This is a genomic window from Microbacterium sp. K24 (assembly GCF_004794465.1).
In the GTDB taxonomy this organism is placed as follows: domain Bacteria; phylum Actinomycetota; class Actinomycetes; order Actinomycetales; family Microbacteriaceae; genus Microbacterium.
Window position 1 is genome coordinate 110,783 of record NZ_SSDJ01000156.1, and the last position, 25,482, is coordinate 136,264.

The window sequence follows — 25,482 nt, forward strand, 5'->3', positions numbered from 1 at the left end:
CTGTGGTGCTGCCGCTCAGCCGGCGAGCAGCACCTCGATCGGGCCGCGCACGAAGTACAGCGCGAAGCCGACGGATACGACCCACATGAGCCAGTGCACCTTGCGGGCGCGGCCCGAGAGCGCGTTCACCAGGGACCAGGCGATGAAGCCCACGCCGATGCCGTTGGCGATCGAGTAGGTGAGCGGCATCGTGACGATGGTGAGGAACGCCGGGAGAGCCACGGCGAAGTTCGTGAACTTGATCTCCTTGATCTGCGCCATCATCATCGCGCCGACGACGACGAGCGCTGCCGATCCGACCTCGATCGGCACCACGAGCGTGAGCGGCGTGAAGAACATGGAGAGCAGGAAGAGCAGACCGACGACGACCGACGCGAGCCCGGTGCGGGCGCCTTCCCCGATGCCGGACGCGCTGTCGACGAACACCGTGTTCGACGAGGTCGACGTGGCTCCTCCGGCGACGGCCCCGAGGCCCTCCACGACGAACGCCGAGCGGAGACGCGGGAACGTGCCGTCCTTGTAGGCGAGCCCGGCGTTCTTCGCGAGCCCGGTCATCGTGCCCATCGCGTCGAAGAAGTTGGAGAACACGAGGGTGAACACCAGCATCGTGGCCGCGAGGGCGCCGACGCGGCTGAACGATCCGAACAGGTCGAACTGGCCGATGAGCCCGAAGTCCGGGATCGTCACGAACGACGACGGGATCTCGGGGATGGTCATGTGCCATCCGTTCGGGTCCTCGAAGCTCGGGCCGAGCTTCAGGAACGCCTGAGCGATGATGGCGACGACGGTCGACGCGACGATGCCGATCAGGATGCCGCCCGGCACTCTGCGCGCGACGAGCACGCCGATGACGAGCAGGCCGAGCAGGAAGATCAGGGTCGGGACCGAGGTGATCGATCCGCCGTCGCCGAGCTGCACGGGCGGGCCGCCGGGCGTGCGGTTGACGAACCCGGAGTCGACGAAGCCGATGAAGGCGATGAAGAGTCCGATGCCGACCGTGATCGCCGCCTTCAGCGGTGCGGGCACCGCGTTGAAGATCGCTGATCGGATGCCGGTGGCGCCGAAGAGCACGATGAGGATGCCGTTGATCACGACGAGTCCCATCGCCTCGGGCCAAGTGACCTGACCGACGACCGACACGGCGAGGAACGAGTTGATGCCGAGACCCGCGGCGAGCGCGAACGGCAGTCGGGCGATCAGACCGAACAGGATCGTCATGACGCCGGCGGTGAGACCGGTGGCCGCACCGATCTGCGCGGCCTGCAGGGCGTTCCCGGTGACGTCGTCGACGCCGCCGAGGATGAGGGGGTTGAGGATGACGATGTACGCCATCGTCACGAACGTGACGATCCCGCCCCTGATCTCGCGTCCGAAGGTCGACCCGCGCTGGGTGATCTCGAAGAAGCGGTCGAGGGCGTTACGAGGCTCGGCGTCGACGGTGGTGGTCGCCCCGGTGGGCAGCGGCGGCTGCTTCGCCGCCGGGGTGACTCCGGTCTCGGGCTCGTCGGGCAGGAAAACTGATGAAGACATCTTCGGCTCCCGTCGTCGTCGCGTCAGTAGTCGACTCGAGTGGACGTGGTGCTCCACTCCGTGAACGGAGCGATGCGAGCGGTGGGCGGCAGAGGCTCCTGCGCGACCGGCATGATCGCCCTGTCCTCCTCACCGCCTTCGAAGTAGCGGTAGAACACGGCGTCGTCGAATCCGGCATCCGCGGCGTCATCGCGATCGGCGGCGAAGTAGACGCGGTCGATGCGGGCCCACAGCGAGGTCGCGAGGCACATCGGGCACGGTTCGCAGCTGCTGTAGAGGACGGCGCCGGTGAGGTCGAAGGTGCCGAGCCCCTGGCAGGCGGCGCGGATCGCGGTGACCTCGGCGTGCGCCGAGGGATCGAGGTTCGCGGTGACGCGGTTCACGCCTTCGAAGACGCGGCCGTCGGCCGTGACGACGATGGCGCCGAACGGGCCGCCCTGGTTGCGGACATTGTCGGTCGCGATCGCGACTGCGCGGGCGAGATACTCGGCCGGAGTCGAACGCAGACCGGTTTCGGGCATAGCGGTGCTGGTCATGACGGAGAGCTTCCTTGCTGTCGTCGCAGTGATACGGCTTATCTGGTCTGGCCTTGATCAGGCCGTTCCGCGAGATATACGTCGAACCGCTAGGTTGTGCTGCTTCCTGCCCGGAGGCCCCTGTTGGGGTGCGGGCTGGGAACGACTGTAACACCGGATTCGCTGCACGTCCACTCTTTCGGAATCTCTCTTCCACCATGCGAGAGGGATGTGACGATTCTCAGGCTGCGGAATCCTCTGCGCAGGAGAAGCGCGCGCGGTACGAGGTGGGGGTGACGCCGAGCACGCGCGCGAAGTTCTGCCGCAGCACGGCCGCTGAGCCGAAACCGCATTCGTCGGCGATCTGCTCGAGGGGCAGATCGGTGCGCTCCAGCATCCGTTGCGCGTGGATGATGCGCTGCCGCGCGAGCCAGGCCGCCGGCGTCGCCCCGTACTCCGCCTTGAACCGCCGGGCGAACGTGCGCGGAGACATCAGGGCCCTGGCCGCGAGCTGATCGACGCCGAGCTCGTCCCGCAGATGCTCGACCGCCCAGTCGGCGACGGCGGCGAGCGAATCGCTCGGCACGACCGGGATCGGGCGGTCGATGAACTGCGCCTGCCCCCCGTCGCGCTGGGGCGGCACGACCATGCGCCGGGCGATGCGGTTGGTGATCTCGGCGCCGACCTCCTGCCGCAGCAGATGCAGGCAGGCGTCGATGCCGGCGGCGGTCCCCGCACTGGTGATGATCCTGCCGTCCTGAACGAACAGCACGTCGGGGTCGATGTCGATCTGCGGGTACATCTCGGCCATCACGTGCGAGTACATCCAGTGCGTCGTGGCCCGTCGCCCGTCGAGCACGCCTGCGGCGGCGAGGATGAAAGAACCGCTGCAGACGCTCATCACCCAGGCGCCGCGATCGACCGCCTGGCGGGCGACGTCGAGCAGGAGCGGATCGATCTGCCCCCAGTACGCGCGCGGGACAGGGCAGAAGACGACGAGGTCGGCCTCGTAGGCGAACGAGAGGTCATGCTCGACGTTGACCGAGAAGCCGATCTTCGACTGCACGACTCCGGCCTGCGGCGCGACGATGCGGAAGTCGAAGTTGGGCACCCCGTCGTCGGACCGATCGAGGCCGAAGGCCTCGCAGGCCACACCGAACTCGAAGGGTGCGAACCCGTCCTGGATCACGCACGCGACCGTTTTCATCAGCTCTCCCAGCTTGGCAGTTTTCCTACGCTGCACGTCTCATCTGCCACTCGTGGCGGTTATCAGTCGAGCGTAGCGTTTCTGCCATGGTACTCCTCATCGCTCTCTCTGCCCTCGTCATCTGGGCCGTGGTCGGCACCGTGATCGAACTGCGCCGCGACGGCTACCGCCCCACCCCCACCGACTGGAGCCGCATCGCCGGCCGCGACGTGCAGCAGCACGCCGAGTCCGGACACGTCTACCGCTGACAACGTCGTACGCCGCGACTACGCTCGTGCTCATGAGCGAGCCGCAGCAGCCCCCTGTCCCGCCGTCCGCGCAGCCGAACCCGGCGTTCCCTCCCGCTCCGCCTGCGCCTCACCTCCCGGCGGCGCCGCAGTATCCGGCGGGAGCGCCCCAACAGCCGGCTGCGCCCGAGCCGCCCCAGGCCCCCCAGTACCGGGCACCGCAGCAGCAGGCACCGCAGCAGCAGTACCAGACCGCGCCGCAGCCGCCCTACGGTCAGCAAGCCGCATACGGTCAGCAGCGTCCCTCTGCGCCCCGGTCGGGAAACCCGCTGGCTCGCACGGCGTTCATCATCGCCCTCGTCGTGGCCGCCGTCGGCGCCCTGCAGATCCTGCTGCAGCCCTTCGTGCTCGCCTCGTTCAGCTATGACGCCGGCAACTTCGGCGTCTTCACCACCCTGTTCGGAGTGATCGTCTTCCTCGGCAGCGCGGCCGCTCTCGTGCTCGGTCTGATCGCGGTCCGGCGATCCGGCGGGCAGGTCCTCGCCGGCATTGCGATCGGCGTCGGCGGCGTGCAGCTGATCAGCGTCGTGCTCGCGTGGATCTCTTCGCTCTTCTACTACTTCTTCTGAGCGACTCTCTTCTGAGCGATCGCTCCGGCGCTCAGCGTGCGGCGAGCACCCGCTCGTAGACCCGGATCATCGCCGCGGTGCGCGACGACTGCCGGAAGGCCTCGGCGACCTCGGGCACCGGCATCGGCGCCGTGCCGGCGGCGATGTCGGATGCTGCGCGTCGCAGCGTCTCGGCGAGCGCCGCTGTGCGCTGCGCCTCCTGCTCTCGTCCGTGCGCCGAGACATCGGCATCCGGCACCGCCCACAGTCCCCCGCCGAGCTCGGCGGCGATATCGGGGTCGCAGATGACCGACGGCGTACCGAGGGTCGCCGCCTCGAAGGGCGTCATCCCCTGGGTCTCGAAGCCGATCGACGTCTGCACCAGCGCGTCCGCCGCGGCGATGCGCGCCAGCGTCTGGGCGTAGGTGAGGCGGCCGGAGAAGCGCACGCCCTCACGCCCGCCGACGATCTTCTCTGCGGCCGCGCGCTGGCCACCCCCGCCGATGATCTCCAGGTCGGCATCCGCCCCCGAGGCGACGAAAGCCTCGAGGAACGGCAGCAGGCGCTTCTCCGGGCTCATCCGTCCCAGCCACACGAAACGCGGGCGCCCCGGCTCGCGCTCGGCGGGGGCTGCGGCGAGCGTCGCGTCGCGGAGATCGTCGTCGATGCCGTTCCAGACGACGTCGACGGGCTCGAACACCCCGTGCCGCTCGAGACGCCGCGCGAAATGCGTCGAGGGGGCCGTCACGGCGGACGCGCCCGCGGCCAGACCGCGGAGGAACGCCCAGCCGTCGCCGCCGCCGACCGCGTCTCCGATCCCTCGCAGCGCTCGGCGCCGCCAGGCATTGAGGAACGCGAGCACCGGGCGATGCAGCGGAGTGACCGCCGCGATGCCGACGTCGACGCGGTTGTGCATGGTGTGCACGACCGGGAGGCCGTGACGCTGCGCGAACCGATGACCGATGAACGCGCCCCAGAAGTCGGCCTGCACGTGCACGAGATCGACGGGCGGTCGCCGGGTCATCGCCCGATCGAGGAACCGGTCGGTGCGGCGTCCGGGCCAGCTCATCGAGTATTCGCGGTCGAGAGTGATGGGCATCGAGGGCAGATCGACATACGCGGGCGTGGGCGCCGCAGCGCGCGGACCGTGCATCGTCGGCGCGACCACCGTCACGGTATGACCGGCGCGCTCCAGGAACTCGCGCTGCAGCCGCATCGACACCTGGGCTCCGCCGAGGGAGTCGAGGTGCTGATCGCCGAAGAAGACGATGTGCATGACGGACGCCCTGCCTATTCGGGCAGCGGCTCGTCGCGGTAGAGCGCTTCGAAGGTGTCGAGGGTGCGGTTGATGTCGTGGATGGCGACACCGTCGAGCGAAGCCCGCTGCATCCGCTCGTACTCGGCGGGCGACGCGGTGAGCACGTCGGTGAGGCGAGCGGCCAACTCGTCGACGTTGCCGGGTTCGAACAGGTAGCCGTTCTCGCCGTCGTGCACGAGGTGCGGGAGGGCGACGGCATCCGCGGCGACGATCGGCAGAGCCGACGCCATCGCCTCCATGGTCGCGATCGACTGCAGTTCGGCGATCGAGGCGATCACGAACACGCTCGCGCGGGACAGCAGGGCCCGCAGCTCCTCGTCGGTGGTGCGCCCGTGGAAGGTGACACGGTCTCGGAGTCCGAGCTGCGCGGCGAGGTTCTCCAGCTGCTTGCGCTGGTCGCCGCCGCCCACGATGTCGAAGGTCGTCTCCAGCGCCGGATCGAGCTTCGTCATCGCCTGCAGGATCACCTGCACCTGCTTCTCGGCGGTGAGGCGTCCGACGAAGACCATCCGGTTCTTCTCGCGCGGAGCGATGACCGGGGTGTACTGCGTGCGGTCGATGCCGCAGCTGACCGGGATCACACCCTTCACGTCGATCGTCTTCTCGAGGAAGTCGGCGGCGCGACGCGTGGGCGTCGTGATCGCACGGGTCAACGCGAAGGTGCGCTCGGCGTCGGCCCAGGCGAGCTTCACGACGAGGTCGTCGATGAACTTCGGCATCGTCGTGTGGTCGAGGATGTTGTCGGCCATCAGGTGGTTGGTGGCGACGACGGGGATGCCGCGCTGATGGGCGATGCGGGCCAGCCCGCGACCGATGATGACGTGCGACTGGATGTGCACCACGTCGGGCTGCACGCGGTCGAGAACGACGCGCGCGTAGTGCTTCGCGCGCCAGGGCCACACGAAGCGCAGCCAGTCGTGCGGCAGCCAGCGCACGGAGGGCAGCCGGTGCAGCGTCATCGGCTCTCCCTCGATGACCTCGGTGTGCGGCGCGGAGCGGCGATATGCCTGGTTCGGAACCGAGACATGCACGTCGTGGCCGCGCTGCACGAGACCCGCAGCGAGTCGCTCGGCGAAGCGGGCAGCACCGTTGATGTCGGGAGCGAACGTGTCGCTCGCGATCAGGATCTTCAGCGGACGGGGCGGGGTCTCCGCGGCGTTCGAGGGATCGGAGGGAGAGGAGGTCATTGTGCCTTCGGGGACGGCGGCCAAGGGAGCCCAGCGGGCGGTGGCCACTCTACCCGAGGGGCCTGATTTCACCGCTGAGGCGTACCGGCATCCCTCAGGGTCACGCGTTAACGTGGGGCCATGCGACTGACTGCCGACGCCGACCCCCGGCTGTGGATCCCCGTGACGGACTCGCTCGGCTGGCGCGGGCGGCGCCACCGCAAGGCGGCGATCCGGATGCTCCTCGGGCAGGTCAACGCCGCGGTCGGGGCGACCGAGCGCCCGGGATCGCGCTTCGGCGCCTGGGCGATGAGCCAGGCGGCGCCGATGCTGATGAAGCGGGCCGACGGTCGGGTGCTGGTGTGGACGTGGAAGGCGGAGCCCGAGCTGATCGTGGCGATGGCGACCGCACAGACCCTGACGCCCGAGGTGCGCATCGCGCGGGCATCGATGCCCATGGAGTACGACGACACGCAGTCGTTCCCCTCGCGCCTCGGCGTGGGCGAGAAGCTCGTGGTGCCGATCCCTCCGTCCGAGGCGTCTCCGCCGTTCGCGACCTACACGTGGGACACGGGCACGCACCTCGTCACCCTGACCGCGGTCTGCAGCGACCGCGAGCGCTTCGGCACGCTGACCGGCGCGCTCGACGATCTGGCGCGCAGCATCCGCATCGCCGACGACCTCGAGGGCGGCGAGTTACCCGAGGTGCTGAGGCTCGATCCGGCCTAGTCCCTTGCGTCTTCTTGAATCTCCCGACGGCGGTGGCGGTAGTCGGTCGCCAGACTCCACGCGAGAAAGGCGGAAACAGGCAAGATCGAGATCGCACCGAGCCACTCCGGCTCAGCGCCATTGCGGAGATACACCACATTGATCACTATCCCGAAGATGATCGCAGCGACGAAAAGCACGAGCCGAAGCGGGGAGAAGAGGATGCTCAGTCTTTTGCGAAAGGAGCGTCGATAGCTTTCGTCCATCATCACCTGCACGCGTAGGTTCCGAACCAGGGCACCCCGACCACGACTCCGGATACGGGCACAAAAGTCCCGGCAGCCAGCGCGAGAACTGCCAAAGCCGAGGTCGCCACGTTTCGTCTCATGGTTTCTCCTTTGATTCCGTCGCCCCGACTGGGAGCGTCCTGAGACCTTCACGCTGTCATGCCCGCGCCGGTATTCCGGAACTCAATGAAGAAGGGCATTGCCTCCCCCGAGGCCGCGATAGTGAAGTGAGGTAACTATGTAGTAGCCTCTTCACATGGAACCACTCCTGCTCGACCGCCTGCTGCTGATCGGTGACCTCTTTCAGCGAGACATGGCGCGCGCGTTCGACGGCACGGGGCTCACGACCGCCCGGGTGCACCTGCTGTGGGTGCTGCAGCATGCCGGACCGTCGACGCAGCGCGACCTCGCCCGGCTCTGCGACGTCACACCGCGCAACATCACCGGCCTCGTCGACGGGCTCGAGGAATCCGGCCATGTCCGCCGCACGCCTCACCCCACCGACCGTCGCGCCGTGCTCGTCGAGCTGACCCCGTCCGCCGCGACGACCATGGCGGAGATGCAGCGCGAGCATGCCGAGCTCAACGCCACGCTCCTCGCCGCCGTCGCCCCGAAGGACCGGGCGGCACTGGAACGCGGCATCGCCGCGATCGCATCCCACCTCGAGACGCTCGTCGCGGAGGCGGCCGAAGACCGAGACCGGACCGCATCATGAGCACCGAGACGCGGACGGTCCCCTCCGGCGCACCCTCGCGCGCGGCGCGGGTACGGAACTTCCTGCACCGTGCTCTGATCGCCGAGCTGCGCGTCTACTCGAGCATCGGCCGCGCGATCGCCCGCCGCCCCGCCGTTCCGAAGGGCGGCACCGGCATCGCGTATCACCGGCCGGTGATGACCATCGTCATCATCTTCATCGTGCTGTCGGCCGTCGAGATCCCGATCCTCGACCTCATCGTGCATCCCTGGCCCGCCGTGCGCATCCCGATCCTCATCCTCGGCATCTGGGGTCTCACGTGGATGATCGGGCTGCTCTGCGCGATGCTCCTGCGTCCGCACGCGATCGGACCCGACGGCATCCGCATCCGCAGCGGGCTCGAGATCGACGTCGCGGTCGCGTGGGACGACATCGCCTCGGTCGCGATCGCGAAGCGCGTCGATGAACCGAAGACGCCCCGGATCACCGTCATCGAGGGCGGCGTCGAGTACGCCGAGCGCATGCAGGACGAGACCAACATCGAGATCGAGCTGGAGCGCGCCGTCGGCATCCGCCTCCCCGGGCTCCCGCCGAAGGGCGGACGGCAGGACGTCACCCGCATCCGCCTGTGGGCCGACGACCCGCGCGCGTTCCTCGCCGCCGCGCGTCCCTTCCTCATCGCCGCGGACTGACCCCGTTCACTCCAGTCCGCGCTCCGCGAGCCACTGCTTGCCGACCCGGACGGGCGCGCGCGTCAGCCAGGAGTCCGTCACGAGCTCGGTCAGCCGCTCGCGGTCGATCACGTCGAGACGCACGAGCAGATTCGGGTACCCGTCGAAGTGCGGAATGGTGAACAGCACGTCGGGCTCGGCGGCGAGCAGGGCCTCCTTCTCCTCGAGGCCGGCCGTGCGCACGCCGATCACCACGCCGTCCGGCCACGAGCGACCGCGCTCCTCCAGCTGACGCAGGTCGGTCGCGCGCGGACCGCGGACCCCGGTGAACATGCCGCTCTTGACCCGCCAGGCGACCGTCCCGGTGTGCCCGTCCGTCACTTCGAGCACGCCGGGAAGAGCGAGCGCGATCTCGCGCAGATCGTCGACGGTGGCCATGCCGTCAGGATCTCAGATGCTCACATCCCCCACCAGGTTGACCTTGATGCCCATGCCCGCGAACATCGCGGCCTTGGCGATCAGCGCCTTGTCGGCGGTCTCGGCGTCGGGCGCGTAGACGAGCTGCGCGTGGTTCGCCTTGTGGCGGGCCATGAACTGGTCGCGCGAGATGCCGTGGAGCACGACGTGCGCGATCGGCCATTCCGGGTTCGTGGCGTCCTTGCGGCGCTTCGTCTCCTCTTCCGGCAGCTCGACGACCGACGCACGGAAGATGTCGGCCTGCAGGATGCCGTCCGCGATGAACACCCGCGACAGCACGATCTCGCCCGGCTTCGAGACGCCATTGATCGTGGCGCCGCCCGCCGGGAAGAACACGTGCCCCTGACGCCAGCCCTCGGCGTTCTGCCATCCGCCCAGGTGCGACGCCGGCACAGAGCCCGAGATCTCGTAGACCCAGACGAACCGATCGTCGAAGTCCTCGCCCCAGCGCACGTCGTGCAGCGTGTTGTCGGGCACGAGGCCCATCGCGCGCCAGACCCGGTCGGTGACGAGCGCGTCGACCGCGACGCCCTCGTCGGCCTCGTTGAAGTGCGGGAACGCACGGCCCTCGTGCAGCACGCGCGAACCGTCGCGCGAGGTGACGGGCGGGCGATCGGTGGAGTTCAGGATGCCCTCGGCCAGGTCGGATGCCGGCACGAGATCCTTAAGACCCTGCTGGTACTGGATGCCGACCGCGTCGAGGCCGAAGTCGTCGGCGATGCGCAGGGCGGCGATGTACATCTTCATCTGCCACTGCACCTGCTCGCGGGTGAGCTCGGTCGCGGCATCCTCGCCGTACTGGAAGGTCATGCCGGCATCGATCAGCCAGTCGTAGGCGGCGTTCGCCTCGTCCTCCGAGACCTTGAGCATCTCGGCGTACAGGGCCGACTGCGACAGGCGCTCCTTGTAGATGCCGGTCTCGTTCAGCAGCTCGTCGTCGAAGATCGCGTTGTACATGCCCATGCAGCCCTCGTCGAAGACGCCGATGATGGCCTTCTCGGCGAGCAGCTCGGCGGCGAGCGCCTCACCCAGCTGCTTCTCGGGGCTGTCCGGCAGCTCGGGGAGAGGGCGCACGTGCGAAGCATCGTGGGTGATGGTGCCGGTCTCGGTCCACTCCTTGATACCGGCCTTGAACCAGTCGTCGGTGAAGTCGACCGACCAGATCGAGGCATACGGCTTGTCCATCTTGGTGAGGCCCGCGTTCAGTCCGAGGAGCCCGACGAGTCCCGGCCAGTCGCCGGCGAAGTTCGCGACGGTGAGGATCGGCCCTTCATGCGACCGCAGGCCGGCGAGCACGTGGTGCGAGTACTGCCACACGGCCTCGGCGACGATGAGCGGAGCATCCGTCGGGATGTTCTTGAAGACCTCGAGGCCCATGCGCTGGCTGGAGATGAAGCCGTGCCCGGTCGCGGGGTCGACCTCGTTGGCGCGGATGACCGTCCAGCCGAGGTCGTTGAACACCCCGGTGACCCCGGCCTCGAGCTCGACCTGCACGGGCCAGCCGCCCGTGTTGGCGGATTCGCGCAGATCGCCGGAGGCGATGAGGTACGCCGTCTTCGGCGCCGATTCCGGACGGGATGCCGGGGTCGGCAGGGTGTAGGTGGTCATGATGCCTCCGGTGTTGGGGTCGTGGTGAGCGGGAACGTCTGGGAGGCGCCCGCTCGGAGTCGGATGCCGCGGCCGAGGCTCCGGCCGTGCAGCTGCAGATCGGCGATATCGAGCGTGCCGCCGTCGAGGTGGAGGGTCAGCGCGTCGCCGTCGATCTCGACGCGCCCCCACCCCGTGCCCGTCGTGAACAGGAAACGCTCGGCCGCACCGTGGGGCGCGAACGACAGCACTCCCGTCGGCGCGTCCCACTGGGCGCCGGTCGCACCCAGGAGCAGCGCCCAGGACGCGAGCGACCGCGCGTAGTGGTTGCCGCACTCGATCTCGTTCCAGGGACTGCGGTGGCCGCCGTCGTAGCGGGCACGCAGCGTGCGCTCGACGAGCAGCGCGTCGTCGTAGCGTCCGGCGAAGAGCAGGGATGCCGCGACCTGATGCTCGATGCCCGTCCACACCTCGTCGGAGTACACGAACGGGATGGCGGGTCGTCCGCCGCGCGGCCAGGAGGCGAGCAGCAGGCCTCCCTCATCGTTCAGCGCGTAGACCCGCTGGGTGCTCTCGTGGGCGGACAGGTCGTCGCGGTGGTTGTGCGCGACGATCGCGGCCAGGGCGGAGTCGACGCGCTCGGCCGGCAGGATGTGCCCGAGTCCGTTCACGTAGGCGTGGAACTGGCCGAGCAGCTGGTCGCTGAGCACGCCCTCGCCGTACTGGTACCGGTGGGCGTCGGGGTCGTCGATCACCTGACGGTAGTACTCGCCGTTCCAGAGCGTCTCGTCCGTGGCGGCGGCGACGTGGTCGGCGCGGGCGGACCACGATCTCGCGCGCTCGGCCTCGCCGAGGTGCTCCGCCATGCGGGCTCCCGCGCGGAGCGCCGCCAGGTACACGCCGTTCGCGAGCGGCTCGGCGCCGTGGAACTCGATGTCGTAGGTGTTGTGCATCTCGCCGTCGAGCAGTCCGTCGCCGTCGCGATCCCACTCGCGGACGGCGTAGTCGAGCGTGCGGGATGCCGCCGGCCACAGTTCGCGCAGGAAATCGTCGTCGCCGCTGAAGCGCCATTCGCGATGAAGACGCAGCAGGGTGCCGAGCTGGCCGTCGACCGCCGGAGCCATGAACCACGCGGGGCCGCCGAAGATGCGGTTGCCGCGGAACTTCTGGGCACCCTCGTGATCGGTCTCGAGCAGGTATTCGACGCGGCGAGCGCTGCGCTCCAGCGAGGGGAACAGCCAGGCGAGGGTCTGCGCGTAGGACCAGACGTGCGTGCAGGTGCCCTCGCACGAGCCGCCGTGATCGAACGATCCCTCCCACGCCGCGAAGACCGGCCCCTCCCCCAGCTCGGGGTTCGGGGACTCCAGCACGAAGCCGGTCGTGGAACGGGCGGCGGCGATGTTCGCGCCGATCGCATCGACGAGCACCGGATCGAGGCTGCTGCCGTACAGCGCCTCGACGAAGGCATCCGTCGCCCCCTCGAGAGCGGGGAGCTCGCGGTGGAGGTGCGTCGCGGCCGCCCAGGCGTCGGCCCAGATGGTCGCGTAATGGTTGCGGACCGTCGGCGACAGCGGGCCGTCCTCCGGCGGATCCGCGAACACGATGTGGCCGTGCCAGCCGCGGCGACGGTGGGGGAAGCTCCAGGAGAGCACGAACTCGAAGTCGTGGGACTCCCCCGGAGCGAGCGCGTGCACGATGCCGAGGGATCCGGTGCGCAGACGCGGGAGCTTCGCGAGCATCTCCTCCTCGGTGAGGGGCGCGGCGTCCGGGTCGGCGTCGAGCTCGGCGAACAGACCGCGCGGACGGTCCTCGAGCGTGAGCCGCGGTTCGGCTCCCAGGAGACCGTCATCGGTCAGGTCGTTCCAGAACAGGCGCGCCCCGTCGGGCCAGTAGCTCGTGACCCACTGCGGTTTCACCGTGGTCGCGGCATCCGTCGTCGTGAGGCTCAGCGTGCCGTAGCCCGGATCGTCCTCGGGGAGATCGATGCCGAAGTCGAGGCCGCGGACGTCGCCCTCCTCGCGCCACCGCACGTGCTGCGTCGCGCGCATGCCCCACGGAGCGTCGGGTCCGGGCGTGCCACGGCCGGCCGTGTGCGAGACGCTGCCGACGACCGTGACCGCGACCGGCGTCGTGCCGGGATTCGTCACCCGGTAGCGCAGCACTGCGGCCGGGATGCCGGAGGCGTCGGCATCGAGCGGCACCAGCGGCGTGAACGCGTGCAGCGAGACATCGACCGGGAGCGCGGCGTCGGTGAAATCGACGTCGACCACGGGATACTCCCCGTGCAGGGTCGCGCCGTCGAGGCGTGGAAGCCCGGCCAGCTGATCGAACGCATAGCCGGCGTCGGCGTCGTACCGACCGGTGATCTTCGCCTCCAGCACGCGGGTCACAGGATCGCCGCCTTCGGGCCTCGCGTGGATCGCGAAGAACGAGTGCGGGTTGCGCCGCCCCTTGTCGGGCAGGTTCTCGAACTCCCAGTCGCGCAGCTCCCCGCGTGCGCCGATCGACACGTTGCCGGTGCCGATGCCGCCGAGCGGGAACGCGGTCGCCTCCGACGTGTGCGGGATGCCGCGTGCGCGCCGGCTCATGCGGAGGCTCCGCGCTGCACCGCGGCGAGCTCGTGCACGACGTCTTTCGAGGCGTCGTACAGCCGCACGTACCGATCGAAGAGAGAGTCGTAGAGCGGACGGAGGGTTTCGTCCGGGGCGATGGTCTCGGCGATCGGGTTCCAGTCGGTGATGACGGGGGCCGCACCTGCGTCGGCGGTCGCGGTCGCGGCGAGGAAGGCCGCACCGTAGCTCGCGCCGATGGTGGTCGCCGGAACCTCCTGGACGAGTCCGGTGATGTCGGAGACGACCTGCAGCCAGAGGCGCCCCTGCGTGCCGCCGCCGACCGCGACGATCCGTCGGATGTCGGCTCCCGCGGCGCGCATCGTCTCGACGTTGTGCCGCACGCCGAGGGCCGTCGCCTCGAGAGCGGCGCGGTAGAGGTCGCCGCGCCCATGCTCGAGGGTGAGCCCGGCGATGACACCGCGGGCATCCGGATCCTGGATCGGCGTGCGCTCGCCCGCGAAGTACGGCAGCACGAGCAGGCCGCGGGCTCCCGGCCCCGCCCTCTCGGCATCCGCGAGCAGCTCCGGATAGTCGGCGCCGGTCAGATCCTTCAGCCAGGCGGTGAGCGCGCCGGATGTCGAGAGTCCCCCGGCGAGATTCCGGGTGCCGGCGAACGCGCCGGCCGTCGTCCACATCGACGGCGTGCGCAGCGTCTCCTCGCCGGTCGCCACGGTGCTGGTGAAGACCATGAACATCGTGGTTCCGTACATCAGCATCAGGTCGCCGACCTCCTGCGCCCCCACGCTCACCGCCTCGGTCCACGCGTCGATCGTGCCGGTGATGACGGGGGTTCCCGCCGGGATGCCGGTGGCGGATGCCGCATCCGCGGTCACCTCGCCGGCGAGGTCACCCGCCCAGGCGAGCGCGGGCTGCTCGATGCCGTCGGCGTAGTCCTCCCACCAGGGGTCGTGCCAGCGCTCGTTCTCGATGTCATAGAGGGGCGAGACCTGGCTCGCCGACTGGTGGTCGAGCACGTACGCCCCGGTGAGCCTGCGCACGAGCCAGGACGCCGGCATGAAGAGTCGGCGGGCGCGGGTCCGAGCGGCGGGGTCTTCGTCGGCGACCCAGACGATCTTGGGTCCGCCGGCCTGCGAGGTGAGGGTCGATCCGCCCACCCGGGTGATCTCGTCGACGCCGAGTTCTGCGGTCATCCGCTCGATCTGCGCGGTCGACCGTGTGTCGACGCCGTAGAGGATCGCGGGCCGGACCGGCTCGTCCGCGTCGTCGGCGAGGAGGATGCACGGTCCCATGCCGCTGACGCCGACCCCGACGATCTCGGCATCCGGTGCCGCGGCGAGCAGCTCGTGCGCGATCGCCACGAACTCCTCCCACCAGACGTCGGCGTCCATCTCGACCCAGCCGGTCCGCGGACGGCTGACGTCATGAGCCTTGGTCGCGGTCGCGAGGATCATGCCGTCGCCATCGACCAGCACGCCTTTGCTGCTGGACGTGCCGATATCCACCCCGAGGGTGCAGCGCATGGCGTCCTCCTTGAAACCAGAGCGGCGGGAATCTGAAACCTGATCGTCACTGTACGCGAAATCGATTTCAAGACGCAAGCGGGAGCGACTCTTGCTGCACAGATCCGGGGAGAAGAGGGTGTCCACCGTTCCCGTGGTTCCGGGCCTGCTGGACCGGAATACCGTGACAATCTGGCCTTTCGTTCGCAGAATGGAGCCATGGAGATGACCGAGCCGCAGGTATGGACGCTGATCGGCGTGTTCGCTGCCGTGATGATCGGCGCGGTCTCCTTGCTTTTGAGGCAGGCCGACAAGACGCTGACGGCGCTCTCCGGTCAGAGCCAGAACACGCTCGCGGTGCTGTCCCGACAGAACGAGAACACGCTCACCTCGCTGTCCCGACAGAACGAGAACATGATCACCTCGTTCCGGCGCGAGATCGATGCCCGCCTGGAGGGTTTTCAGGGGCAGTTCGATGCACGATTCGAAGCCATGGACGCCAAATTCGATGCACGATTCGAAGCCATGGACGCCAAATTCGACGCACGATTCGACGCCATGGACGCGAAAGTCGACTCTCGACTCGGCTCGATCGACCGGCGCCTCGAAGAGCTCGACAAAGAGGTGGCGAACCTCGCGACTCGCTTCTGGGGCTCTTCCTGAAGGGAGCCTTCAGACGCGGGGGCTGGCCGACTGCACTTCGTTGCGCAGCACGACGGTGCGCGCCGGCTGCTTGTCTCCCTTGATGCGCTCGAGCAGCATCCGGGCCGCCGTCACTCCCATGTGACGGGCGGGCAGCCGCACGACGGTCACCGCGCTGGGTGACAGGGTGGTGAAGGGCAGAGAGCCGATGACGGCCACGCCCACCTCGGGCGGGGTCAGTCCGTGCTCGGTGAGCACCTGGATCGCACCGACGCCGATGAGGTTGTTTCCGGCGACCACCGCGTCGGGGGGCTCCGGCAGAGCGAGAAGCTCCTCCATCGCCGCACGACCGCCGTCGACGCGGAAGGTCTCGAACCGCTGCAGACCGGAGAGGTCCAGATCCGGATAGGCGGTGGTCAGCGCCGTTCGCCACCCGGCGGCGCGCTCCGCCGCGGTGTCGATGTGCTCGGGGCCGCCGATGTACGCGATGCGACGGTATCCCGCGTCGATGAGGTTCTTCGTGGCCGACGTCCCTGCGGCACGGTTGGCCATGACGACCCCGTCGATGTCGTAGGTCGTGCTGCGGTCGACGGCGACGACCGGGCGCCCGGTGGCCAGGATGCTGTCCAGGTTGGTGCTCTCGTCGGCCGTCGCGATGATGATTCCCGACATGTGCTCGGCGATCGCGATCCGGAGATACGTGGCCTCCTTCTCGACCTGCGCATCGGAGTTGCAGAGCACGACCGAATAGCCGGCTTCCGAGGCGACATCCTCGACGCCCCGCGCCATCTCGGTGAAGTACGGGTTCTCGATGTCGGGGATGACGAGGGCGATGACCTCGGAGCTCTGCCGCCGCAGCGTCCGCGCGGTGCGATTCGGCGTGAAGCTCAGCTTCGCGGCCGCATCACGGACGGCGGCGACCTTCTCGTCCGACACGCTCGTGCCGTTGAAGACGCGTGAAACCGTCGCAGGAGAGACTCCCGCGAGCTCTGCGACATCGTAGATCGTGGCCATGCACCCTCACTGCCTGCCCGGTCGCGCCGGACGTGGAAGCAACAGTATCGCGCACATTCGTGTTCTATGGAGTTCTGCGCTGAAATCGATTACATTGGCGGCCATGACTTCTGCGACCTCTGACCTTTCCTCTCTCGCGGCGCTGCGTTCCGTGCAGACGCGTTCGATCTCGCCGGAGAACTTCGACGGTTCCGCTGGGGGCGGAGGCCGGGCGACCGAGGGCACGGGCGCGGCGAACGCGCGTGACCTCGGCCCCGGCTGGAAGATCTCCCCGAGCATCGACATCAAGGCCGGCGAGACATTCGAGCTCGCGAACATCGCGGGCGCAGGCAAGATCACCCACATCTGGATCACGACGCACACCGACAACTGGCGCACGCTGCTGCTGCGCGCCTACTGGGACGGGTCCGAGGAGCCGGCAGTCGAGGTTCCGTACGGTGACTTCTTCTGCAACGGGTGGGGTGTTTTCGCCCAGGTGAACTCGCAGACGATCGCGGCGAACCCGCACGGCGGCTTCAACTCATACTGGCCGATGCCGTTCAAGGACGGCGCGCGGCTCACGGTCGAGAACACCTCCGTCGTCGACGTCCGCGTGTACTACCAGGTCACCTACGAGATCGGCGGCGATTACTCGAACGACGCGTACTTTCACGCCCAGTGGCGGCGGTCGAACCCGCTCGAGGACCGCACCCCCCACGTCATCCTCGAGAGCATCGAAGGGCAGGGGCAGTACGTCGGCACGTACATCGCGTGGGGTGTGAACTCCAACGGCTGGTGGGGCGAGGGCGAGATCAAGTTCTACCTCGACGACGACACCGACTACCCCACGATCGCCGGCACCGGCACCGAGGACTACTTCGGCGGTGCCTGGAACTTCGACATCCCGGGCCAGGGATACACGGCGTTCTCCACGCCGTACCTCGGGATGCCGCAGATCATCCGCCCTGACGGCCTCTACGTCTCGCAGCAGCGCTTCGGCATGTACCGGTGGCACCTGCTCGACCCGATCCACTTCTCCACCGGCATCCCGAAGGTCGACATCCAGGCGCTCGGCTGGCGCAGCGGATGGCGTTACCTGCCGCTGCGCGACGACATCGCCTCGACCGCGATGTTCTACCTCGACCGCCCGACCGCCCGGCGCCCGAAGACGCCGACGGCCGACGACCTGGAGGTGCACCTAGGAACCGCTCCGGTTCCTGACATCGGTTCCACCCCTCCGCGGGCGCCTCAGGACTGAGGTCCCGAGCCCGCGGGCTGACGAAGGAGAAGGCAATGACGCCTCCGAAAAGAAGACGACTCGCGGCCGGAGCCGCGTTGATGTCGTTGGCCGTGGTCGCGGCGAGCGCAGCCGTCTCGGCACCCGCGATCGCGACGACGGCGGCGACCCCGGTCACGGTCGTCGAGAAGCTCACCGGACCCGATGCGCCGAACAACACCTGGGGCCGCTGGGACATCAAGGCGACCGATCTCGGAATCATGTGGGACGACGGCGACGGCCACGTGCTGACCGCCTTCGGCGACACGTTCGGGAACTCGTGGACCGGACCGGGCGGCGGAGCACCGCCCAACGGCAACTGGCGCAGCAATGTGCTGGTGCGGTCGAGCGACGCCGATCTCTCGGACTGGATGCTGTTCGACTGGGCGGCCCAGGGCCCCCAGGGCATCGCGAAGGAGATCATCCCGTCGAAGAAGATCAACGGCGACGAGATCACGATCATCCCCACGGCCGGCATCTCGGTCGGCGACCGACAGTACCTCGGGTTCATGTCCGTGAAGCAGTGGGGCCCGCCCGGAATGTGGGACACCAACTACGCCGGCATCGCGTATTCGGACGACGGCGGGGCGAACTGGACCGTCTCCGACACCCGATGGGACAACCCGAACGGCGACGACCCCTTCCAGATGCAGGCCTACGTGCAGAAGGGCGGCACAATCTACGTGTTCGGCACGCAGAACGGCCGGAACGGCCCGCTGTCGGTCGCCAAGGTGCCGGCGAAGAAGCTGCTCGACCAGTCGTCGTATCGCTACTGGGACGGCCGCAGATGGAGCAAGGACGAGGCGGATGCCGTGCCGGTCATCGATGCCCCGATGAGCGAGGTCTCCGTTCAGTACGACGAGCACAGCAAGCGGTTCCTGCTGATGACGCTGTCGGGCGAGGACATCGTGCTGCATACCGCGAAGAACCCCGAGGGAGAGTGGAGCGCCGCGCAGACGGTGGCGAGCTCGACCGACTACCCCGCGCTGTACGGCGGCTACTTCCACCCGTGGAACAAGGACGGCGAGATCTACTTCGCGATGTCGCAGTGGAATCCCTACAACGTCTACCTCATGCACATGCGGCTCGATGAGAACGGGATGATCGTCGACCCGAACCTCATCGTCGATCCGAGCTTCGAGCGCTCGGACGCGATCGGCACCGGCGCGGACGGCACCTGGGGCGCCAAACCCAACTCGGGCATCGACACCGCACCCGCCGGCGGGTTCACCGGCGACCGCAACGTCTTCGTGCGGTACAACTCCGGCTGGCGAGACATCTGGCAGGACGTCGCCGTCGAGCCGAACACCTCGTATCGGCTGACCGGCTTCCTCCGCACGTCGACCAACAGCGACAACGGCTACTTCGGAGTGCGCCAGCTCGACGGCACGGTGCTCGGCGAGGCGCACTTCGTCTCGGTCGGCGCGTGGACGCGCTTCACCGTGGACGTGAACACCGGAGCCAACACCGCGGTGCAGGTCTTCGGCGGGGTGTGGACGAACAGCGGCGACATCTGGCTGCAGATGGACGACGTGGCTCTGGTCCGCTCACCCTGATCCGGGTCGGCAGTACCCGTCTGGATCGCCGACGTCAGGCGATCCAGGCGGGTGCCCGCCCCCGCAGCAGAGCAGCATCCAGCGAGAACCGTCCTGCGCCGGCGAGTGCGAGGGCGAGAGCGGCGACACCGAGAACGGCGACGAACTCGTATCCGCCGTCGCCGACCCAGAGCCCTGCCGGAAGGTGCACGGCCACGAGCGCGACGACCATGTCGATGGCCAGGAGCATCCCGGCAAGGCGGGTGAAGATCCCGAGGATCAGCAGGAAGCCGCCGATGAGTTCGACCCAGGCGACGACGGGCGCGGCGATCTCGGCGAGGGGGATCCCCATGCCGCGGAACCCCTCGATCGTGCCGGGGATCGTGTTCTCGAAGATCTTCTGCGCGCCATGCGCGGCGAAGACGGCGCCGACCACGATGCGGAGGACGAGGAGTCCCAGCGAAGCGGAGGCAGAGGGGCGGGTGGTGTTCGTCATGAGGAGTTCTTCCTTCGTGGCAGGACACGCGCGCGCCAGGCGCGGAGCAGGGGCATTCCCTGCTTCGACGCTACGAAGCCGAACTTTCCGTCTCCTGAGTGCGGCTGCCCGATATCCTCCAGAGATGCAGCGTGGATTCCGTCAGGTGGATGTGTTCGGCGACACCCCGGGGACGGGCAACCCCGTCGCCGTGGTGCTCGATGCGGAGGGTGTGAGCGACGACGAGCTGCGCCGGTTCTCGGTGTGGACGAACCTCTCCGAATGCACCTTCGTGCTGCCGCCGACCGATCCCGCCGCCGACTATCGCGTGCGCATCTTCAGCCTCAGCACCGAGCTGCCCTTCGCGGGCCACCCGACGCTGGGGACCGCCAGGGCGTGGCTGGATGCCGGCGGCACCCCGTCGACACCGGGCACCGTCATCCAGCAGTGCCCCGGCGGCCTCATCCCCGTGCGGGTCGAGGATGAGACTCTCGCCTTCGCCTCACCTCCCCGGACCCGGTCCGGCCCCGTGGACCCCGCGCTCGTCGCGGAGCTGGTCGAGATCCTCGGGATCGGCCGCGAGCACGTCGTGGATGCCGAGTGGCTCGACAACGGCCCGGGCTGGGTGGGCCTGCTGCTCGACAGCGCCGAGACGGTCCTCGGCATCCGTCCGGACGCGTCCGCGCACCCGGGTCGATGGGACATCGGCGTGATCGGCTCGCACCAGGACGGCGCGGAGACCGCGTTCGAACTGCGCGCCTTCTTCACCGACGGCGATGCTCCGCTGCGCGAGGACCCGGTGACCGGCAGTCTGAACGCCGCGGCGGCCGAGTGGTTGCTCGCGAGCGGTCGCACCGCTGCCCCGTACCTCGCAGCCCAGGGCACCGCGATCGGACGGCGTGGACGCGTCCGGATCAGCCAGGATGCCGATCACGTCTGGGTCGGCGGACGCGCCGATGTGATCGTCTCGGGGCTCGTGGAGCTCTGACCGCGACCCCTCAGACCAGGCCCTGCACCCGGAACTGCTCGGAGTGGTAGACGCTGTTGTTGCCGGTGTTCCACTGGCTGACGCTGAGGTGCAGGTCGGACAGGGTCGAGCCGGGGATGATGTAGCCGCCGTACAGCTGTGCGACGTGCGAAGCATCCTCCTGGTTCCACTCGCTGCCGGAGAGCAGCGTGGTCTTCGTGGCCGTGTAGAGGTTGTCGGTGGGGGTGTTCAGCACCATGGCGTCGATCCGGTACGCCGGGGCGTTGAACCACGTCAGGATCCATTTGCCGCCGAGGGGTCGTAGGCACATCTCGCCGAATCCGCCCGGCAGCACCTCGGTGACCGGCTTGCCCCAGCCCCAGGAGCCGTTGGCGAAGCCCCAGGGCTGATAGGCCGAGAGCGTGGTCATGTTGTTCGACGGCACGCGGTAGAGCACGATGCCCTTGTCGCGCTGGAACCCCGTGCCGTAGATGTACACGTAGCCGTCGCTGCCCAGTCCCCACGTGATGCACTGGAACTTGCCGCCGGCCATGTCCGCGGGGAACTGCAGGCCGGTGTGCTGCCAGGTCGCACCGTTGTCGTCGGACTTCCACAGCTCGGTCCAGCGCACGGCGCCGAACTGCGGCCCGTTCACGATCGCATGCAGATACATCCGCGATCCGATCGTGATCACATCGGACGGGATGACGGTCGTGAAGTAGGCGTCATGCGGGTAGTACCAGAGCTGCGGCGCGACACCCTGCGTGTTCGCGCCCGCGCCGCCGCATCCGTTGAAGGTCACACCGGCGTTGAGGTTCGTCGTCGACGAGTACAGCGCCACCGGCGAGCGCCAGTTGGCGCCGCCGACATGATCCGCCCAGGTGTCGCCGAACAGGAACAGCATCCGCCCGTCCGGTGTGCGGGCAGGGATGCCGAGATCGGTCGCGCCCACTCCGTACTGCAGCGGGCTCTGGGTGCCGGCGAGCACTTTGATCCTGGTGACGGTGAGTCCGGCGGCTGACGCCGGTGGCGCCGGTGCCGTCGCCGCGACGAAAGCGGCGCCGAGCACGGCGGCTCCCTGCAGCACTCCTCGACGACTGATTCCGCCACCGTGCGTGTTCTCGGTCTCCATCGACCTCTCCTCTCGGTACCGCTATTTGAGTCCTGCCATCTTGATGTTGCCGATGATCTGGCGCTGGAAGATCAGGAACAGGATGATCACGGGCGCCGCGGCCAGCACGGATCCGGCCATCAGCAGTCCGAGCTCGGTGCTGCGCTCGGATCGGAACGTCGCCAGGTACTGCTGCAGCACGAACCGCTCGGGCGAGGTGATCGTCAGAATCGGCCACACGTACGAGTTCCAATACGCGAGGAACGCCGTGATGCCCATGACGACGAAGGGCGGCTTCGACAGCGGCAGGAAGATGCGCACGAAGATGCCGAACCGACCGCAGCCGTCGAGCATCGCCGCCTCTTCGAGGCTCTTCGGGATGTTCAGATAGAACTGCCGGATGAAGAACACCATCCCGGCGCTGGCGAGCCCGGGGATCACCAGCACGGCGAGGGTGTCGAGCATGGACAGGCGGGTGACGACGATGAAGCTCGTGAGCAGGATGGTCATGCCGGGGATGAACATCGTGGTGATGACGATCGCCCAGATCGTGCCCTTGAAGCGGAAGTCCAGTCGCGCGAACGCGTAGGCGGCCAGCGAGTTGACCGCGAGGCTCCCGACGGTGAACAGCACGGCGCCCATGAAGGTCCACACCAGCGTCTGCAGGAAGGTCGGGTCCGCGAGGATCTGTGCGTAGTTCTGCCACAGCCACACCTCGGGGAAGAACTGGAACGGCGTCTCGACGACCTCGGTCTTCGACTTGAAGCCGGCGATCACCATCCACGCGAGGGGGAACAGCGAGGCGACGACGAACAGGGCGCCGAGGATCACCTTGCCGAGGACGATCAGCCAGCCGCCGGCGGTGCGCGGCGCCTTGCGCTGCGTACGCGGCTCCTTGCCGGCGAGGACGATGCGGGTGGTCTCCTGCATGACGGCCATCTCAGTCCACCAGCCTCTCGGAGTTGACGAACTTGAACACGAGAGCCGAGATGGTTCCCAGCACCACGAACAGCAGCAGCGCGGCCGCGATCGAGTAGCCGACGTTCACGTCGTTGCGGAAGTGGTTGAAGATGAAGAGGTTCGGCAGGGTCGTCGAGTCAAGCGGACCACCCTGCGTCATCACGAGCGGGAGCTCGAACTGCTGGATCGCGGCGACGAACCCCGTGATCAGCAGGTAGAGCATCACGTTCTTCATCTGGGGAATCGTGATGTAGGCCGTCTTCTGCCCCCAGTTGGCGCCCTCCATCGCGGCGGCCTCGTAGTACTCGGTGGGGATGTCGACCATCGCGGCGACCATGATCAGCGACGTGAGCCCCATGCCCAGCCAGATGGCGGGGACGGCGACCGCGAGCAGCGCCCACTTCGGGTCGCCGATCCACGCGATCGGCTCGATGCCGAAGACCGCGAGGAACGCGTTCAGCAGGCCGCCGGAGTAGTTGTAGATCAGCACGAAGATGATCGACGTGATGACGGCGGAGATGATGGTCGGGATGTAGATGCTGACCTTCAGCAGGCTCGCGGCCCGCCGCGACACCGCGACCACGAGGCTGGCGAACAGGAAGGCCAGGATCAGCATCGGCGGCACGGTCATCAGCACGAAGAGGAAGCCGCGCCCGATCGTGGCGATGAACAGCGGATCCTTCAGCACATTGGCGTAGTTGCGGATGCCGACGAACTCAGGATCCTTGTAGAAGCTCCAGTCCTGGAACGACAGGAATCCGGCGTAGATGGCCGGCCAGATCACGAAGATCCCCAGCAGCACCACCAGCGGCACCAGGAACCAGTAGGCGGTCTTGTTGTCGCGGTACTTGTACCGATTCTGCCGTTGCCGGGCTTCCCGGCGTTCCTGCACAGCCTGACTGGCCATATCTACCTCGTCGCGATCTCAGGGCGAAGCTGTTCGGGGACCGGGAGCCCCCGGCCCCCGAACAGCGAGCGATGTCAGTTCTTGGGTGCCTTGTCGGGCAGCCCGTCACGGTCGATGACCGTCTGGATCGCGGCATTCGCCGTATTGATCGCGTCGTCCACCGACGCGGACCCCTTCATCACGGACTCCATCGCGGTGCCGACGGCGAGGTTCACATCCCACGGGTAGAGCGAACCCGCGATGGCCTCGGGGGCGATGTCGTCGACGATGATGCTCGACCACGGGGCGTCTGCGGCCTCCTGGCTGGCGGCGACGGCATCCTGCACCGACTGGCGCACGGGAACCTTCGTGAACTGGGTGTCGACGAAGAACGGCACGAGGTTCTCGGGGTCGCCGGCGATCGACCACTCGAGGAACTTCCCCGCGGCCTCCGCGTTCTTGCTCTTGGCGTCGACCACCCAGGTGAAGTTGCCCATGGTCGTGGCCGTGCGGCCGTCGGCGTCGGGCGAGTTCGGGAACGCGCCGACGCCGGTCTTGGCGAGCAGGTCGGGGTAGTCCGAGCCGATCTCGGACATCATCCACGAACCGGAGACCTTGAAGGCGACCTTCTGCTGACCGAAGTCCTCACCGGCGACATACGCGGCGAGCGGCTGCTTGGGCATGTAGCCCTTGTCCCACAGCACCTTGTACTGCTCCATCAGCGAGCGGTAGCCGTCATCGTCGATGCTCGGTGCCGTCCAGTCGTCTTTCAGAGCGAGGTGGCCGCTGAAGTTCCACTGCTGGCCGACCGTCGACCAGGCGAACGTCACGGCATCCTGCGCCGGCGAGATGCAGTACTGGCCGTCGGCGAGCGTCGGCTGGATCTTCGCGCACGCGGCGAGCAGGTCGTCCCAGGTCTCGGGAGCGGCGGAGGACTCGACGCCCGCGGCGTCGAGCATGTCGGTGTTCCAGAACAGCACGGTCTGCGGCTCGAGCAGCAGCGGGTAGGCGTAGTGCGTCCCGTCGACCTCGGAGATCGACGTCGCGTTGTCCAGGATCTCGCCGATGGCCTCCTTCGAGACGATCGAGTCGAGCTCGTGCACCGAGCCGGCGTTGACCAGGTCGAGCAGGTTGGCGGAGCTCGTGTAGACGTCGGGGGCCTTGCCCGCGGCCTGTGCGGCCTTCATCTTCTGGTCCCACGCGTCGGCGGGGACCTCGGTGTCGACGACCTTGATCTCATCCTGCGACTTGTTGAACTCCTTGACGATGTTGGCGTACCACTCGTTCTCGACGGGGGTGAAGCTGCGGTGCCAGAACTGGATGGTCGTGACGCCGTCTTCGCCGCCGTCTCCTCCGGCCGTTCCGCCGGGGGTGCCTGCGCCGCACGCGGCGAGCAGGGTGCCGACCGTCAGCGCGCCGAGAGCGGCGATCGCTGTCCGTCGGGTGCGGGTGGTGATTCTCATGGTTCCTCCTCAGGGAACAGACTCCACGTCGAGTCGCTGCTGTGCAGGCCGATCGATCCTCAGTGACCGGGTATGCGCCAGAGTAGGCGAAATCGATTTCATGCGCA

Annotated in this window: 25 protein-coding genes; 9 read left to right on the forward strand and 16 right to left on the reverse strand. The window is 68.2% G+C overall.

The genetic code is table 11. The annotated features are described in order from the left end of the window. Window positions 1-15: 15 nt before the first annotated feature. From DW306_RS20915 to DW306_RS20925, 3 genes are all read right to left on the reverse strand, one after another. Window positions 16-1,530: an NCS2 family permease gene (locus DW306_RS20915; protein WP_136057506.1), complete on the reverse strand. Its 1,515-nt coding sequence runs from the start codon at window positions 1,528-1,530 to the stop codon at window positions 16-18. Between the two features lie 23 nt (window positions 1,531-1,553). Further along, window positions 1,554-2,066: a nucleoside deaminase gene (locus DW306_RS20920; protein WP_223622783.1), complete on the reverse strand. Its 513-nt coding sequence runs from the start codon at window positions 2,064-2,066 to the stop codon at window positions 1,554-1,556. A gap of 220 nt (window positions 2,067-2,286) precedes the next feature. Further along, window positions 2,287-3,252 carry a helix-turn-helix domain-containing protein gene (locus tag DW306_RS20925; RefSeq protein WP_136057507.1) on the reverse strand — a complete coding sequence of 322 codons (966 nt, stop codon included), beginning with the start codon at window positions 3,250-3,252 and terminating at the stop codon, window positions 2,287-2,289. Window positions 3,253-3,338: 86 nt separating this feature from the next. Here DW306_RS20925 and DW306_RS21435 point away from each other — a divergent pair, with 86 nt between their 5' ends. Continuing rightward, a complete protein-coding gene (locus DW306_RS21435) occupies window positions 3,339-3,500 on the forward strand; it encodes a hypothetical protein (protein WP_168429400.1) in 162 nt (53 codons plus the stop codon). A gap of 32 nt (window positions 3,501-3,532) precedes the next feature. Further along, entirely contained in the window at window positions 3,533-4,108 is a 576-nt protein-coding gene (locus DW306_RS21755; protein ID WP_136057508.1) for a hypothetical protein, read from the forward strand. Between the two features lie 31 nt (window positions 4,109-4,139). On the opposite strand, the gene DW306_RS20935 is transcribed toward DW306_RS21755, so the two are convergent. Both DW306_RS20935 and DW306_RS20940 read right to left on the reverse strand, forming a co-directional pair. Next, on the reverse strand, window positions 4,140-5,363 hold the full coding sequence (locus DW306_RS20935) for a glycosyltransferase (protein WP_136057509.1): 1,224 nt from the start codon (window positions 5,361-5,363) through the stop codon (window positions 4,140-4,142). 14 nt (window positions 5,364-5,377) lie between these two features. Beyond that, window positions 5,378-6,592, reverse strand: a complete 1,215-nt coding sequence (locus DW306_RS20940; RefSeq protein ID WP_136057510.1) for a glycosyltransferase — start codon at window positions 6,590-6,592, stop codon at window positions 5,378-5,380. A gap of 120 nt (window positions 6,593-6,712) precedes the next feature. Between DW306_RS20940 and DW306_RS20945 the strand changes: the two genes are divergently transcribed. Further along, the gene (locus DW306_RS20945; protein ID WP_136057511.1) at window positions 6,713-7,300 is read left to right on the forward strand and encodes a hypothetical protein; all 588 of its coding nucleotides are present in this window, start codon (window positions 6,713-6,715) and stop codon (window positions 7,298-7,300) included. Here the strand turns inward: DW306_RS20945 and DW306_RS20950 are convergent. Beyond that, window positions 7,297-7,551 (reverse strand): hypothetical protein, encoded by a 255-nt coding sequence (locus DW306_RS20950; RefSeq protein WP_136057512.1) that lies wholly within the window; start codon window positions 7,549-7,551, stop codon window positions 7,297-7,299. The genes DW306_RS20945 and DW306_RS20950 overlap by 4 nt on opposite strands. Before the next feature lie 271 nt (window positions 7,552-7,822). On the opposite strand from DW306_RS20950, the gene DW306_RS20955 reads away from it, so the two are divergent. Further along, a complete protein-coding gene (locus DW306_RS20955) occupies window positions 7,823-8,281 on the forward strand; it encodes a MarR family transcriptional regulator (RefSeq protein WP_136057513.1) in 459 nt (152 codons plus the stop codon). Continuing rightward, complete coding sequence (locus DW306_RS20960) at window positions 8,278-8,952, forward strand: hypothetical protein (protein WP_136057514.1); 675 nt, start codon at window positions 8,278-8,280, stop codon at window positions 8,950-8,952. Before DW306_RS20955 ends, DW306_RS20960 begins: the two co-directional genes overlap by 4 nt. Before the next feature lie 6 nt (window positions 8,953-8,958). On the opposite strand, the gene DW306_RS20965 is transcribed toward DW306_RS20960, so the two are convergent. Genes DW306_RS20965 through DW306_RS20980 form a run of 4 tightly spaced genes read right to left on the reverse strand, consistent with a single transcriptional unit; the run spans window position 8,959 to window position 15,088 of the window. Next, window positions 8,959-9,369: an MmcQ/YjbR family DNA-binding protein gene (locus DW306_RS20965; protein WP_136057515.1), complete on the reverse strand. Its 411-nt coding sequence runs from the start codon at window positions 9,367-9,369 to the stop codon at window positions 8,959-8,961. Between the two features lie 12 nt (window positions 9,370-9,381). Beyond that, on the reverse strand, window positions 9,382-11,016 hold the full coding sequence (locus tag DW306_RS20970) for a fucose isomerase (protein ID WP_136057516.1): 1,635 nt from the start codon (window positions 11,014-11,016) through the stop codon (window positions 9,382-9,384). Next, the gene (locus DW306_RS20975; protein WP_136057517.1) at window positions 11,013-13,583 is read right to left on the reverse strand and encodes a GH116 family glycosyl-hydrolase; all 2,571 of its coding nucleotides are present in this window, start codon (window positions 13,581-13,583) and stop codon (window positions 11,013-11,015) included. The genes DW306_RS20970 and DW306_RS20975 overlap by 4 nt, the downstream gene beginning before the upstream one ends. Beyond that, complete coding sequence (locus tag DW306_RS20980) at window positions 13,580-15,088, reverse strand: FGGY family carbohydrate kinase (RefSeq protein ID WP_136057518.1); 1,509 nt, start codon at window positions 15,086-15,088, stop codon at window positions 13,580-13,582. Before DW306_RS20980 ends, DW306_RS20975 begins: the two co-directional genes overlap by 4 nt. A 198-nt stretch (window positions 15,089-15,286) precedes the next feature. Here DW306_RS20980 and DW306_RS20985 point away from each other — a divergent pair, with 198 nt between their 5' ends. Next, window positions 15,287-15,730: a hypothetical protein gene (locus DW306_RS20985; RefSeq protein WP_136057519.1), complete on the forward strand. Its 444-nt coding sequence runs from the start codon at window positions 15,287-15,289 to the stop codon at window positions 15,728-15,730. Window positions 15,731-15,739: 9 nt separating this feature from the next. Here the strand turns inward: DW306_RS20985 and DW306_RS20990 are convergent, their stop codons facing one another. Further along, on the reverse strand, window positions 15,740-16,723 hold the full coding sequence (locus tag DW306_RS20990; RefSeq protein WP_136057520.1) for a LacI family DNA-binding transcriptional regulator: 984 nt from the start codon (window positions 16,721-16,723) through the stop codon (window positions 15,740-15,742). Window positions 16,724-16,826: 103 nt separating this feature from the next. Between DW306_RS20990 and DW306_RS20995 the strand changes: the two genes are divergently transcribed. Both DW306_RS20995 and DW306_RS21000 read left to right on the forward strand, forming a co-directional pair. Continuing rightward, window positions 16,827-17,960: a glycoside hydrolase family 172 protein gene (locus DW306_RS20995; protein WP_136057521.1), complete on the forward strand. Its 1,134-nt coding sequence runs from the start codon at window positions 16,827-16,829 to the stop codon at window positions 17,958-17,960. Between the two features lie 35 nt (window positions 17,961-17,995). Continuing rightward, window positions 17,996-19,534 carry a DUF4185 domain-containing protein gene (locus DW306_RS21000; protein ID WP_136057522.1) on the forward strand — a complete coding sequence of 513 codons (1,539 nt, stop codon included), beginning with the start codon at window positions 17,996-17,998 and terminating at the stop codon, window positions 19,532-19,534. 34 nt (window positions 19,535-19,568) lie between these two features. Here the strand turns inward: DW306_RS21000 and DW306_RS21005 are convergent, their stop codons facing one another. Beyond that, complete coding sequence (locus DW306_RS21005) at window positions 19,569-20,009, reverse strand: DoxX family protein (protein ID WP_136057523.1); 441 nt, start codon at window positions 20,007-20,009, stop codon at window positions 19,569-19,571. Window positions 20,010-20,133: 124 nt separating this feature from the next. On the opposite strand from DW306_RS21005, the gene DW306_RS21010 reads away from it, so the two are divergent. After that, window positions 20,134-20,976: a PhzF family phenazine biosynthesis protein gene (locus DW306_RS21010; protein ID WP_136057524.1), complete on the forward strand. Its 843-nt coding sequence runs from the start codon at window positions 20,134-20,136 to the stop codon at window positions 20,974-20,976. A gap of 10 nt (window positions 20,977-20,986) precedes the next feature. On the opposite strand, the gene DW306_RS21015 is transcribed toward DW306_RS21010, so the two are convergent. The 4 genes from DW306_RS21015 to DW306_RS21030 form a co-directional block, all read right to left on the reverse strand. Then, entirely contained in the window at window positions 20,987-22,087 is a 1,101-nt protein-coding gene (locus tag DW306_RS21015) for a DUF4185 domain-containing protein (protein WP_136057525.1), read from the reverse strand. Between the two features lie 21 nt (window positions 22,088-22,108). Next, window positions 22,109-23,005 carry a carbohydrate ABC transporter permease gene (locus DW306_RS21020; protein WP_136057526.1) on the reverse strand — a complete coding sequence of 299 codons (897 nt, stop codon included), beginning with the start codon at window positions 23,003-23,005 and terminating at the stop codon, window positions 22,109-22,111. Between the two features lies 1 nt (window position 23,006). After that, window positions 23,007-23,933, reverse strand: a complete 927-nt coding sequence (locus DW306_RS21025; protein ID WP_136057527.1) for a sugar ABC transporter permease — start codon at window positions 23,931-23,933, stop codon at window positions 23,007-23,009. 74 nt (window positions 23,934-24,007) lie between these two features. Further along, window positions 24,008-25,375, reverse strand: a complete 1,368-nt coding sequence (locus tag DW306_RS21030) for an extracellular solute-binding protein (protein ID WP_136057528.1) — start codon at window positions 25,373-25,375, stop codon at window positions 24,008-24,010. Window positions 25,376-25,482: the final 107 nt, after the last annotated feature.